Below are 13,460 nucleotides of genomic sequence, written 5' to 3' on the forward strand. Positions count from 1 at the left end.
GTTTGTGGTTGATGGGGCTTAACATAGCTGTCCGGTTAGTGTAGGTGTGAATGTAAAAAATAATACAGCTATCAATTCGGTTATGGTAGCATTAGATGTTTGTTTAATTAAAAACGTATCTGAAAAAAAGAATATCGATAAAACACGGCTTTATAAGGTATGCTTGAAACCTACTTGGGAGTAGGGAGTAATGGTGTTGTGGCAACACTAAAGGAATAATAGTGCAATTAGCTGATTGAACTTATTTGGAACGCCCCTATTATTTAGGTCAGGAAGGTTGTTACTGGATCTATTGTGTGTGGGTAGGGCTGAAAATTAGATTGACATCACCTTAATGATTTTTGGGTGTTGTTTTGTGGTTGGTGGTGGGTTTTGATAGAATTTGGGTGGATGGTTTTTGGTTTTGTTTTTTTGGGGTTGCGTTGGTTTTATTTTATTTTGGGTCCGTAGGCTTTTTTTAGTGTTTGCATTGCTTCTTTGTTGTTTATCTGTTTGTTTACTCTTAGTTTGATTTTTTTTCCTGGTGTTTTTATTAATATTCTTACTTCTGTTTCTGGGAATCCTTGTTGGTCGATTGTTCTTTTTCTTACTTTGATTTTTTTGATTGTCTGGTTGTTTATCATGAAGTTCTTTTTGTGTTCGTTTATTATTTCTTGGATTGTCATGTCTAGGTATTTTTGGTGATGTGATAGGTGGGCGCCCATCTGGTTTTTTATTTTTTCTAGTCTTCCTCCACCACTATTCTCAGTTTTTTCTCTGGCTTTTTTTGCATGTTTGTGCATTATTTTTGAGGTTGTTCGGGCGAAAACAGTCTTGTCCTGGGTGAAAACCATTGTATATGGCTTGCTTAAAATTAAACCTTTCATCTCCACCGGTAACACACCCCAGACCTCACTTTCTTTTTCATCAATATATTCCGACATTTAAACCAATTCCAGTTACAGGTAGAAAACGACTGAACATAAGAATTTATTGTTTAATCCACCTGAAACTCTATATAATAATCTCTATACCACTCTTTAAATACATTATGTTCTCTATTCAAACTAAATGAAACATTATATACAAAAAAAGTTTTTTTTATCAATGGAGTAGGCCTTGAAACCTATTTTCTTAAGGATACTGGAGATGTGTCTTATTTTTGTATTGAGTTTTTTATAGAGTGGGTTTGTTTAGGTTATGTAGGTAGTCTGGGTGGTGTGGCCATCGGTTGTCTTAATTGTTTGAATCCGGATATGTATGAGCTGTCTTTGTGAATTGATTTCGGTGGGGATAGGAGTTTGTTGGATAACAACAATCTATATGGTTTTTTTATTGGTTTTTGTATTGTTCTTGTGGTTTGCATCGATCCTTGTTTTTTATGCGATTTAATTTTTTTCCCAGTCTTTATTGCAAATAGGTTTTTTATTATTGTGTTGTGTTGTGTTGTGTTGTGTTGTGTTGTAAGGGTTTATTTGGTTTTTTTAGAGGTTTTTTCTGTTGGGCTTCGTCTTGTTGTTTTTTTGTGTCTAGATCACATTTTTTTAGTTGTTTTTATAAGATTTATAATGATGTTTAGCTAATATGTGTATTATAATAATTGTTACAAACTTGTATGGATTTATTTTTGGTATTTAAGTTTTTATGAGACTGGGTAGTAGGTATGCGGTCTCCAAAGCGTTATAATCTCGCCGGGTCTGTTGATGAATAAATATCTATGTATTTGTCTATAGGTTGTTTTTTTAGTTACATTTAAATACAACAAAGTACCAATGTGTATTTAAATATGGTTGAACTTAACTAGCTGGTTTTTTGATGTGGTTTGAAGTTTTTTAGTATAGATTTGGATAGCTGGATTTAAGTTATAGTTAGTTGGTAAATAAGGTAGCACTATTTTTATATGTTATAGAAAATAAAACACCACGACGAAGGTTCCTACATTATTGTAACTTATGAGTGTATAACTAAGTAACGATTTAGACCTCAATTAGAAAACTTTTTTGAAGAAAATGTTTGAAGATGGTAAGTTGGTTTAGATGTCTGAATCTAAAAACAAAGAAAGTAATAAAATGAATTATAACAAGCTTGGATGGATAAAGGCCAGTAAGTACCGTCAAAATATATTGAAAGCCTTGGAGGCGGGTCCTAAAACACCTAAAGAGCTGGCAGAAGAGAATGAATATAGAATGAGTCATGTGAGCCGCACACTCTCAAATTTAAAGGGAAGAAACCTAGTTGAATGCCTAAACCCGGATTGCCGGAAAGGCAGGTTATATGCCTTAACAGATGAAGGATTACAGATGTTGAAAGCACTATAACTAAATGGGAGATGACACACATCTATATTCATATTTTTGTTTACATGTTTAGAGTTAAAGATATTTTTTAAATTCTCTTTTTTTACTTCTTTGATAGAGTTTGGAATAATTAATTGGGGCCTATAGATGTTTTGTATTGTTTAAAGCTCATGATATGGTTTTTAAGGTTGTTTATCATCTTAAAACAGGGCTAAGACCCCTCTTCCTTTAGGGAGGGGATGCAGCCCGATAGATATAATGGCCAAAGAGAAAGTATGTCTAAATAGTAGTAGACTATTGCTTGGTCAAAACGTGTCCACAAAACAACAAGTATGGACTAAAAAAGGCAGGTATAGGTATGCTTGAAACCAAATTGGGGGTGGAGAGTAGTGGTGTTGTGGCAACACCACAGAGAATAAGGTTGGCTGGACCAACAACCTTCTCTGGAAGCCCTGTCCTTCAGGGTGGGGGAGTATGTCACAATGGCATTACCTGATTTATACAGGTTCTTGAAGTTTTAGGTATATACTCGATTTAGATTTTTAATTGTATTTTTGATAATGCTGGAGTTTAAGAGGTTTTTTTTGATAAGCCATCTACAATTTAAATAAACCCTAAAAAAACATTAAACCAATTTAGTTTAGTTTAGTTTAGGTTAGGTTAAGTGTGTTATTCCTTGTATTGTTGTTATTGTTAGTATTGTTGTCCAGCCTATTATGCTGAGGGTCATGTATAATGCGAGTTTGTTTTTGTTGGAGCCTATGGTTAGTGCTACTATGGTTGCTAGGTGGATTCCTATTAGTGCTGGTGAGATGATTGCGAGTCCTAGGATGCCGTATTTTTCCCAGTATTTTATTGCTTTTTTTCTCTGTTTTTTGAATTTTTTTGTTTTTTCTTGTTGGTTTGTATGGATGTTTTTTTTCCACCAGTTTTCTAGTTTGTTGTAGCCGTATATTATGATGTATATGGGGATGATGTTTCCTAGGCTTGCTGTTATTGCTACAAGGTATGGGTTTAGTCCTGCTATTATTCCTGCTGGGACGACTATGAGTATTTCAATCCAGGGTGTTGCTGCTAGTATAAAGATTAGTATGTATTGCCATGCACCATAGCTTTGGGTTATTATTTCGGTGGTGTCTATGAGTATTGGGTTTAACAATATCTCTGGATTTAGCATTGGTTCGAACTAGCTTTTTGTTTATATATTTAATTTGTTAGGTATGGGGTATGTGACAAACTTATTTTTGGTGTTAGGTGGGTTAGGTCCATTTGAGATTTAGTTTTATGTTTGTTTTTGTTTGTTTAGTGTTGTTTAGAGTAGTTCTGCCATTAGTAGGCTGGCTAGTCCGAAGTATATTAGGAGTCCGCTTACGTCTTTTATTGTTGTTATTAGTGGGTTGGATGCTGCTGCGGGGTCTTGTCCGGCTAGGTATAGTATCCAGGGTATTACGAATCCTACTAGGGCGGCTACTATGCTTGTCCCTATCATTGATCCGAATACTACGATTGCGAGGTCGGTTCTCTGCATCCATAGGTATGCGCCTAATGCTGCTATTCCGCCTATTAGTATGCCTATTAGTAGGCCTGTTATTGCTTCTTTTATTACTCTTTTCCAGACGTTGGTTTTGTCGATGTGGCCGAGTACTACTCCTCTTACGAATATTGTTGAGGATTGTGTTCCTACGTTTCCTCCCATGTCCATTATTACGGGTATGAATATTGCTAGTAGTACTACTGTTTCTAGTGTTTCTTCGAATATTCCGATTACTCCTCCTGCTAGGAATCCGCCTATTAGTGCTACTACTAGCCATGGTATTCTTATTCGTAGGATTTTGTGTATTGGTGCGTCGAGCATTAGTGTGCTTCTTTTTGTTTCTATCTCTGTGAAGTCTGTTGTTTCTGGTAGGTCCATTCCCTGTAGTTTTAGTAGGTCTTCTGTTACTGTTTCTTGTACGACTTCTATTAGGCGTTCTGATCTTACTATTCCTATTAATCGGCCTTCGTTATCTGTTACTGGTACTGCGGGGAAATGGATTTCTGATACGTCGACTGCTGCTTCTTCTGCATCTGCGTCGACGTGGAATGATAGGAGTTCTGTTTCCATGATCTCTGATATTGGTTTTTCTGGTGACGTGTTCAGCATTTTTCGGAGTGAACAAACTCCTTTTAGATGTTTTTCGTCATCTACAACATATGTGTAGTAGATTGTGCTTTTTTCTGGATCTTCTGGTGTATAGTCTCGGAATTTTTTTATTGCCTCTCCAACCGATGTACCTTCTGTTACATGTACGTATTCTTGGGTCATTACTTCGCCGACGGATATGTCGTAGTCGGCTGCATCTGTTGGCTCTTCGTAGTCCTTTTCGATTGGAGATATCATGGGACTTCTATTTTTTTATTTTTGTTTTTATTTTTGTTTGTGTGTTGTTTGTGTTGTTTTTGTGTTTGTGTTGGGGTTGGTTGTTGTTTTATTCTATGTATATTGCTGGTCTGTGTGGTCGTGCGTTTTTGGCTTTTTCTGTGTTTTCTGTGTTTTCTTCTTTTTGTATTGTTATTTTTGTTTCGAATTCTTGTTTTAAGTAGTTTTTGGCTCTTTGGAGTACTTGTTTTTCGTTTATTTGTGTGTTGTCTGTGTTGTTTTTCTTGATTTCTGTTGTGATTTTGTTTAGGAGTTTTTTTACTTTGTTTCCTTTTTGTCTGAGTTCTTGGTTTTGCATTAGTTCGCTCATTATTTGGCCTTGGTTTTGTGTTTTCATTTTTTTGGCTTTGTTGTATACTTTCCATTTCCATTTGCTGGCTGTGTAGATGTTTATTTTGTTTGGTTTTGTGCCTGTTACTTCTATTATTTCTTTTATGTCTTTTCTGGTTTGTTTTATGAGTTTTTCTTCTTGTTCTAGTTGGTTGTTTATTTTGGTTTTGTCTGGTGTTGGGTATTTTTGTTGTGTTATTTCTCCTTTGTTTGTTTTTGAGTAGAGTTCTTGTGTCATGTAGGGTATGAATGGTGCTAGTAGTTTTATCCAGTCTGTTGCTATGTTTTTGAGTGTTTTTTTAGCGGCTGTGCGGTTTGTGTTTGTTCTTTTGTTGTACCAGTCTATGTCTTTTTTGAATTTGTAGAATGCTGTTTGTAGGGCTTTTCGTGTTTGGTGTTGTTCTAGTGATTCTCGTGTTTTTTTGATTGTTTTGTTGAATCGGCTTTCTAGCCATTGGTCTATTGGTTTTTGTTCGGTGGGTTTGTTTATTTTGTAGTTTAGGTATTGGTTTGTTTTTCTCCAGAATGATTTTAGGTTTTTGTGTGTGGATTTTACTGCGTTTTCTCTCCAATCGAAGTCTTGCCATGGTTCTGCGCTGGCTGATAGGAAGAATCTTACTGTATCTGCTCCGTATTTGTCTATTGCTTCGTTTAGTAGGACTACGTTTCCTTTTGATGATGACATTTTTTTGCCTTCTAGTAGTCCCATTCCGCATACTGACATTCCTTTTGGCCATAGGTTTTGTGGTAATAGTGCTGTGTGGTGGAATATCTGGAAGGTTAGGTGGTTTGGTATCAGGTCTTTTGCTGAGAAACGGTAGTTGTATGGATACCAGTATTCGAATTCTTTTTTCATTTCTTCGATTTCATCGGTGGTGAGTTCTGATTTTTTGGCGATTTCGTTTGGTGTTCCTTTTCCTAGGAAGATGTAGTCGAAGAGGGATGTATCGATTTCTCGGTTTTTTATGTGGTTTGCTATTGTGTAGTATGCCATGTATAGGGTTGAGTCGCTTAATGGCTCTATTATCCATTCTTGGTCCCAGGGTAGTTTTGTTCCTAATCCGACTCTACGTGTTCCAGCCCATTCTTCTAGCCAGTTTATTGTGTGTATGAAGTCTTTTTCTATTTCTTTTGGGATTAGGTTGGAGTTTTTGATTGCTTGTTTTGTTTTTGTTTTCCATTCTTGGTTGCTGTAGTCTATGAACCATTGGTCTTCTACTATTTTGACGACTGCGTGTTCTCCACAACGACAGATTACTGGTCTTTCGTTGAATTCGTACATTTTTGTGGCTATCCCTAGTTCTATCATGTCTTTTTTTATTGCTTCTCTTCCTTTTTTTACCCCCATTCCTCCATATTCTCCGAGTTGGCTGGATATACGGCCTTTTGCATGTTCTATTCCATATAGGTCTTCTGTTGCTTTCTCCAGTTTTGGGTCTGTCTGGCTTTCAATGTTGTATTCTTCTAGTATTTTTTCTGCCGGTATCTCCCCTTTGTATCTGTCTGTTTCGATTACTGTTATTGGTTTTATGTTTGTTGGTTTTTCTTTTAGTTGTTTTAATGCGGCTAGGTCGTATGGTGCGTGTGCTGGAACTGACATTACCACTCCGCTGGCCATGTTGGGGTCGAGGAAGTCTGCTGGAAGTATTTCCACTATGCCTGGGTAGGGATGTTTTGCTTTTTTACCTATGATTTCTGTTCCTTTTAGTTTTTCAAGTTTTTTTATGTCTTTGTTTTGTGCTTTGAGTTTTTCTGCAGCTATTTCGCTCACTATCCAGGTTTCTTTTCCTACTTTTATTTTTAGGTATTCTGCGTCGGGTTTGATCCAGAGGTTTGTTACTCCAAAAATAGTTTCCGGCCTTAGTGTGGCGCAGGGTAGTATTTCGCCTGTTTTTAGTTTGAATTTTATTAATGTGAATTCGTCTATCTTTGCTTCTTCGCCTTCAAGTAGGTCGTGATCTCCAAGGGCGTTTTTGTCGTGGGGACAGTATTTAACTGGGTGTGTTCCTTTTTTGATTAAACCGAGTTCTCGGAGTGATTCGAACTGCCATTTGATAAATGATTTATATTCACTGTCAACGGTTCGGAATTGACGTCTCCAGTCTATGGAATATCCCATCCGGCTCATAACTTTCTGATATTCCTGGCTGAAGTAGTTAACTATCTCTTCAGGATCTGTAAACGACTGGAGCGTTTGTTCAGGAACCCCGTACAAGTCTCTATATAGTTTGGTGGTATCTTCATCACCATCAGCTATCCTACGTGAGATCCCTATGACAGGCGTTCCAGTAACGTGCCAAGCCATTGGAAAAAGGACGTTGTACCCATCCATTCGTTTATACCTGGCTATTATATCGGGCAAGGTATATGTTCTGCCGTGCCCAACATGCATTGACCCACTTGGATAGGGATATGCAACATTAACATAATATGAATCTCTAGATGAAGGATCTGCTTCAAAAACACCTTCTTCTCGCCATCTCTGCATCCATTTCTCTTCAATTTCAGCCGGAATGTATTCTTCAACCATAAAAACCAATTCCCCACATATTAATTTAGATTAACTTACTGTTAGAGACAGAGTATGGTGTGGATTTAGTACAATTATTTTAAATTTTAACTATAAGTTATCTTTCTCTGCCTCTCCTCTTATCAAATGGGTTTATACAGTAAAAATTTGACTACTTATGGAAAAGTTTTTCTTCACAAAACATAGTAGTAATGTAGTTAGTGATGTAGTTGGTCTTTGGAGTACTGGTTAAAATGAATTTAAGTCTTAATTTTTTTGTTATGGGGGGTTTTGTTTTTGAGTGACGATGTAACCAAGGTAGCCATTGTTAGGTGTGAACGTATATCTGAGGCTTGTGCCGGCTATGGATGTTTAACGGCTTTCAACGACCGGAGAGTTAAGTTCGAGGAAATTGGTGATGCAGAGCTAGTTGGTTTCTTCACCTGTGGTGGCTGTCCAGGCCGTAGGATAAAGCGGTTGGTTAAGAAACTTCAGAGCAAGGATCGAGCTCCAGACGTCATCCATCTAAGCTCCTGCATGCTATATGACGAAGAACAAGATTATATAAGCTGTCCAGCAGTCGATGAAATCGAAAGGATGATAGAGTCGATGAATATAAAAGTTGAAAGGGGAACTCATCACTAAAATAAAATATAACAATAAACTGAAACAAAAATCGTCACAAAGGTAAATGTAGAAGAAAAAAATAAAAGTGGGGTTGGTTAGGGTAGGGTAGGGTGTTGTTCTTTGGTTTGTGTTGCTGGGTGTGTTGAGGTATTTTCTGTTTTTTGTGGTTTTGTTTTTTTATTCTACTTGGAGTTTTTTGTCTTTGTGTTTTTCGAATTCTATTTCTATTTCTAGTTCGTTTTCTTCTAGTTCGATTTCTACTTCGACGTCTTCTCTTATTTTGAATGGTAGTTCCCAGTCTTGGGTGGTTATTTTTATTTCGTTGCTTTTTTCTATTTCGTCTGCTAGGTTTCTTAGGAATTCTGCTGTTTCTTTTCTTGTCATGTAGAATTCTTCTTGGAATCTTCCTTGGATTACTCGTTTTGGTCCTTCGTCTTTTTTATCCATTTTCATTTTTGATCATATAAAAAAACACAGGATAAATATATATAATTTCTTTGTAAAAATACACATGATGTTGTTGGATATACTCGCATCCAAAAAAAGACTACAAATACTCAAACTACTAAGCAACGAAGACCAATACGTATCACAAATAATGAAAAAACTAAAAATGGACGGAAAAAACACCAAACACCACCTAGACACACTAGAAAACACAAACATAATAACAAGCTACAAAAAAGGAAGAAAAAAATACTACAAACTAAACACAGAAATCAAACTAAAAGTAACACCACCCCCAGAAGGAACATTCCAACTACTAGCACTACAAAACCAAAATCAAAACTAAAAAATAAAAAAAGGGGGAGGTTGAGATAGTTATTTGGTTGATTTAAGATATCGGGGAGGTTGATATTCCAACTGTACCTCCAGATTCTAAATCAACGACTCTTACCTCGATCTCATCTTCAGGATAGACAGCGTCCTCGGAATTACCTATGTCTATATTGGTTGTTATTCGTTCACCTGTGGACCAAGTATCGCTGTTCATAGATTGATTAAGGTTTTTCGTATCTGTTTGACTTGTATTCAAGTTGGTTACAACCAGACTGGTTTTTTCTGGGTATAATGTTTCACCTGACTCATGCAGCAAAGTAATCTGTATGCCTTCATCATTTATCTCGGCTTGTTCGATCGATATGCTGGCGGTTGGTGTGACTGCTGGTAGGTTTATAACTCCAAAAGTGAAAGCTGCTATTACTGCTGCAAGCAACACCACTATAGAAACCATCATTATCACGCCTATTACTGGACTAACACCCGATTCCTCACTCACGAAATCCGTTAAACCAATTTCTTTCAAAAAACATTCAACTCCATATAAAACAACTCTATAGCTATTTATACGAGATATAAAGTTTTTAAAATCCTTTATATAACTATAAAGCCCTTTAATCTCTATGATAACTAATAGACAATATATAAAGTTTTTTATCCAATTTAACAACTTTAAAAACGGTTGATTCAAAACAGATAAAACTATAAATACGATATATAAACAACCAAAAACCAGAACCAAAAATTCGTAAAATATAGAGAGCTGACAGAAAGACAGAAACAAACAATTTTTGTTTTTTGGTTATTTTTGTTTTTTGTTTAATTCTTTTTTTAGATTATTTAGTATGTTTTTCGCGCCGTGTTTGTCGAGTGGGTTGTTGTTGTTTCCGCATTTTGGTGAGTATATGCAGGAGGGACAGCCTTGTTGGCAGTTGCAGTCGTTTATCAATTCGTGGGTTGTGTTGGTTAGTTTGTTTATTATTTGGTAGCATTTTTTGGTTATTCCGATTCCACCTTGGTATGCGTCGTATATGAATATTGTTGGTTGGTCGGTGTTTCTGTGTTTTAGTGATGATACGCCTCCTATGTCCCATCGATCACACATGGCGTGGTAGGGAGTCATTGATATCATTGCGTGTTCAACTGCGTGTAAAGACCCTTCAGGGTCGTATCCTTGTTTTTCGTTTTGTTTTATCAGTTGGTTTGGTATTTCGATCCACATTCCCTCTGTGTCGAACTCTATTGGTGGGAGTTCGAGGGGGTGTATTCCGAGTACTTCATCTCCGTTTTTTGTTCTGTATGCTGTATAGTGTTCTGAGACTCTTACTCCACCGTGTTTTATAACATTGTTTTTTTGTGTTTCTCTTGTTTCATTTATCTGTATCTCTGTTGTTGATATTGGTTCGGTATAATGTTCGACATCTCTTTTCTCAACCTTTATCTCTCTTTTTTTGTTGGAAAACTCTTCAACGATGTAGGAGTCTCCTTGATGTAATAAAACGGCTCCCTGATGTGCTTCTCTGTAAGCTTGCCATGTGTCCATTGTTTCTAAAACCCGGTTTTTATATTTTATTTCGTATATCTCACCGGAGATGTTGTTCAACCTCACCTTTTGGTGTGGTTGGTTGTTTGGTGTGTAGTAATAGTCGGTTCCAACTTTTTTTAGAAGCCCTTTTTCTGTTAGGTATTGGAGTTGTTTTTTGTGTTTCTCTTTGAATTCTTCGCTCCTGATTGGGAGTTCATGTGCTGCACAAGCTAGATGCCCCATAACTATCTTCGGGTTTTCGGTGTCGATTATCGCGTGTTCATGTGGTTTGTCGAACAGTTTTTCTGGATGCCTCATGAAGTATTGGTCCAACGGGTTTTCAAAACCCATCAAGAACACCAATGATTCCCTCTTATTTCTCCCAGCCCTACCTGCTTGTTGCCATGTTGAGGTTATCGTTCCAGGATATCCTGAGATTATTACCGAATCAAGATTACCAATGTCGATTCCAAGCTCTAAAGCGTTCGTTGAAGCCACACCTTTTATACTACCGTTTTTTAGTTGTTTTTCTATTTTCCTACGTTCTTTAGGTAGATAACCCGCCCTATACGCTTTTATAACGTCATCCTTACCTGCCCAACGACTAACCAACTCAGCAATCCTCCTAGACACTGTAAAACATAATGTCTGAAGGTCTTGTTGAACTAGATATCTCAATAAAGCACTTGCCTGCATATGAGGCGAATAATCAGGATTTTCCTTCGTATCCCAAAAAATAAAATGCTTTTCACCAGATTCAGAACCATCATCAGTTATCTTAGTAAATTTACGGCCAGTAAGTTTTTTAGATAGCTCTTGGGGATTTGCAATTGTAGCACTCGACATTATTATCTGCGGATCAGACCCATATTTCTTGGAAAGCCTTAACAAACGATGTAATAGATGGCTTACATTTGAACCAAAAACACCCCGATAGTTGTGAACCTCATCCAACACAATAAACTTTAGATTTTGAAAAACGGTACTCCATTTTTCATGCCAAGGTAGATAATAATGCAACCCATAAGGATTCGTCAAAATAATCTTAGAACGGTTCCTAATTCTCACTTTCCTATCCCTCGGTGTATCCCCATCATAAACACCCGGCCACCCACCACTACCCAAAAAACTATCCATCTCTTTCAAAGTAGTAAGCTGGTCATTAGAAAGCGCTTTAGTAGGATAGATATAAAGAGCCCTAGCCTCCGGATCCCTAAGCAGCTCCTCAAAAACAGGTATATTGAAAACCAAAGTTTTACCAGAAGCCGTTGGAGTAGTAATTATAACGTCATCCCCATCCTTCACACTACGAACCGCTCTTGCCTGATGACTATACAACCTAATATCATTCTCACCCAAATAATCCCTTATTTTAGGGTGCAACTCAACCTCACCATAAACAGCGTCCTCCTCAGGCAAAACCTCCCTATGAGCTATCTGCCCATCATACCAATCCTCCTCTTCAAGACCATCTAAAACCCCCTCCACCCCCAACATATTATCACAAACCATACAAAAAAACACCTAACAAAAACCACTCCATATTAACCTTAAACCAACATTAAATCAATTTACAAAACCAACAAAAAAACACCAATAAAAAAACTAAAACACAAATACAATACAAAATAAAAAAAGACAGCAAACCCAACTAGTGAACCAAATAAAAATATAATTCATACATACATACAATAGGTCTAATCAAACACCCGGAAAACATACTGGCAAGAAACTTAAAAAACCTATCTGATTTAAATATTGTTCTTATAAACAATGGTTTGAACAAAGCCAACATATATTGAAAGCCAAATATGCCCTATTAACCGATATGATAACTGGAGAGTAGTGGGTTATTGATAAAACCGTGGAAAAATAAGGGTAGTAAGATATCAAACTTCTCTGAAACTCCATGGATTTTAAAGTAGATGAGGTTTTCTGTTGTTGGTAAGATGGTTGGTTTTTTGTGTTTTTGGGGTGTGTTTTGGAAACCAGTTAATAGGTATTGAGTTTAATGTTTGTTGTTAGCAGTTATGTTTATTTGTTATTTAGCTTAGTATTGATAATTTGAATGGTGTTTGTATGGTTGAAGTTGAAAAGTTTATTGAGGAAGCGGTTAGTGATATCGATGGTGAGATTGATGGAGATGCAATGATTGCTTTATCTGGTGGTGTTGATAGTTCTGTTTGCGCTGAACTTGCGTATAGGGCTATTGGGGAAAACCTACATCCTGTTTTTGTTGACACTGGTTTGATGCGGAAGGGTGAGGTTGATCAGATAAAGAAGACCTTCAGTCACATGAATTTAAGGGTTGTTGAGGCTAGAGATAGGTTTTTGGGTGAGTTAGAAGGTGTTGTTGATCCTGAAGAGAAAAGGCATGTTGTTGGCCGGGAGTTTATACGTATTTTCGAGGAGGTTGCTAGGGAGCTTGATATAGATTATCTTATTCAAGGAACCATCTATCCAGATAAGATAGAGAGCGATGGTGGGATTAAGAGCCATCACAACGTTGGTGGACTTCCTGAGCGTATTGAGTTTAAAAGTATTGTCGAGCCGGTTAGTGATTTGTATAAAGATGAGGTTCGGGAGGTTGGACGTGCTCTTGACCTACCTGAAGATATTACAGAGAGAATGCCGTTTCCAGGACCGGGTCTTGGAGTACGGGTTATTGGGGAGATTACTAGGGAGAAACTAGATGTTGTACGTGAAGCTAACGCGATAGTGGAGGAAGAGATAATGAAGTATGAACCATGGCAGGCTTTTGCAGCTTTACTTTCACGTGGAACAGGAGTTAAAGGTGACAAAAGAGTGCATGGATGGATTATATCTATCCGGTCCGTTGAATCACGTGATGGAATGACTGCACGCGCTATGAACATACCTATGGAGAGCTTAAAGAAGATGGGTCAGAGAATAACAAGTGAGATATCAAGTGTTAGCAGGGTTGTATATGATGTTACCGATAAGCCTCCAGGCACCATTGAATATGAATAACTG

General features: G+C 37.1%; 12 protein-coding genes. 4 read left to right on the forward strand and 8 right to left on the reverse strand.

Annotation, left to right across the window (positions count from 1 at the left end):
• Positions 1-428: 428 nt before the first annotated feature.
• The gene (locus AMET1_RS06285) at positions 429-923 is read right to left on the reverse strand and encodes a hypothetical protein (protein WP_143406875.1); all 495 of its coding nucleotides are present in this window, start codon (positions 921-923) and stop codon (positions 429-431) included.
• A 254-nt stretch (positions 924-1,177) separates the two neighbouring features.
• Positions 1,178-1,345 carry a hypothetical protein gene (locus AMET1_RS08070; protein ID WP_236629449.1) on the reverse strand — a complete coding sequence of 56 codons (168 nt, stop codon included), beginning with the start codon at positions 1,343-1,345 and terminating at the stop codon, positions 1,178-1,180.
• A gap of 670 nt (positions 1,346-2,015) precedes the next feature.
• Here AMET1_RS08070 and AMET1_RS06290 point away from each other — a divergent pair.
• Positions 2,016-2,297: a helix-turn-helix domain-containing protein gene (locus AMET1_RS06290; protein ID WP_086637638.1), complete on the forward strand. Its 282-nt coding sequence runs from the start codon at positions 2,016-2,018 to the stop codon at positions 2,295-2,297.
• A gap of 634 nt (positions 2,298-2,931) precedes the next feature.
• Here the strand turns inward: AMET1_RS06290 and AMET1_RS06300 are convergent.
• The 3 genes from AMET1_RS06300 to leuS all read right to left on the reverse strand — a co-directional run bounded on the left by AMET1_RS06300 (position 2,932) and on the right by leuS (position 7,555).
• The gene (locus AMET1_RS06300) at positions 2,932-3,453 is read right to left on the reverse strand and encodes a small multi-drug export protein (RefSeq protein ID WP_086637640.1); all 522 of its coding nucleotides are present in this window, start codon (positions 3,451-3,453) and stop codon (positions 2,932-2,934) included.
• Between the two features lie 135 nt (positions 3,454-3,588).
• Positions 3,589-4,656, reverse strand: coding sequence for a magnesium transporter (gene mgtE, locus AMET1_RS06305; RefSeq protein ID WP_086637641.1), 1,068 nt, complete (start codon positions 4,654-4,656; stop codon positions 3,589-3,591).
• Positions 4,657-4,744: 88 nt separating this feature from the next.
• A complete protein-coding gene (gene leuS / locus AMET1_RS06310) occupies positions 4,745-7,555 on the reverse strand; it encodes a leucine--tRNA ligase (RefSeq protein ID WP_086637642.1) in 2,811 nt (936 codons plus the stop codon).
• Positions 7,556-7,831: 276 nt separating this feature from the next.
• Here leuS and AMET1_RS06315 point away from each other — a divergent pair, with 276 nt between their 5' ends.
• Positions 7,832-8,179: a CGGC domain-containing protein gene (locus tag AMET1_RS06315; RefSeq protein WP_086637643.1), complete on the forward strand. Its 348-nt coding sequence runs from the start codon at positions 7,832-7,834 to the stop codon at positions 8,177-8,179.
• Between the two features lie 159 nt (positions 8,180-8,338).
• On the opposite strand, the gene AMET1_RS06320 is transcribed toward AMET1_RS06315, so the two are convergent.
• The gene (locus AMET1_RS06320) at positions 8,339-8,614 is read right to left on the reverse strand and encodes an amphi-Trp domain-containing protein (RefSeq protein WP_086637644.1); all 276 of its coding nucleotides are present in this window, start codon (positions 8,612-8,614) and stop codon (positions 8,339-8,341) included.
• A gap of 58 nt (positions 8,615-8,672) precedes the next feature.
• Here AMET1_RS06320 and AMET1_RS06325 point away from each other — a divergent pair, with 58 nt between their 5' ends.
• On the forward strand, positions 8,673-8,954 hold the full coding sequence (locus AMET1_RS06325; protein ID WP_086637645.1) for an ArsR/SmtB family transcription factor: 282 nt from the start codon (positions 8,673-8,675) through the stop codon (positions 8,952-8,954).
• 42 nt (positions 8,955-8,996) lie between these two features.
• Here the strand turns inward: AMET1_RS06325 and AMET1_RS06330 are convergent, their stop codons facing one another.
• Together AMET1_RS06330 and AMET1_RS06335 are read right to left on the reverse strand one after the other, a co-directional pair.
• On the reverse strand, positions 8,997-9,467 hold the full coding sequence (locus AMET1_RS06330) for a type IV pilin N-terminal domain-containing protein (protein ID WP_143406876.1): 471 nt from the start codon (positions 9,465-9,467) through the stop codon (positions 8,997-8,999).
• 276 nt (positions 9,468-9,743) lie between these two features.
• Entirely contained in the window at positions 9,744-11,978 is a 2,235-nt protein-coding gene (locus AMET1_RS06335; RefSeq protein WP_201721301.1) for a DEAD/DEAH box helicase, read from the reverse strand.
• Positions 11,979-12,545: 567 nt separating this feature from the next.
• On the opposite strand from AMET1_RS06335, the gene guaA reads away from it, so the two are divergent.
• Entirely contained in the window at positions 12,546-13,457 is a 912-nt protein-coding gene (guaA, locus tag AMET1_RS06340) for a glutamine-hydrolyzing GMP synthase (RefSeq protein WP_086637646.1), read from the forward strand.
• The last annotated feature ends 3 nt before the right edge of the window (positions 13,458-13,460 follow it).

It is taken from the genome of Methanonatronarchaeum thermophilum (genome assembly GCF_002153915.1).
GTDB classification, from domain to species: domain Archaea; phylum Halobacteriota; class Methanonatronarchaeia; order Methanonatronarchaeales; family Methanonatronarchaeaceae; genus Methanonatronarchaeum; species Methanonatronarchaeum thermophilum.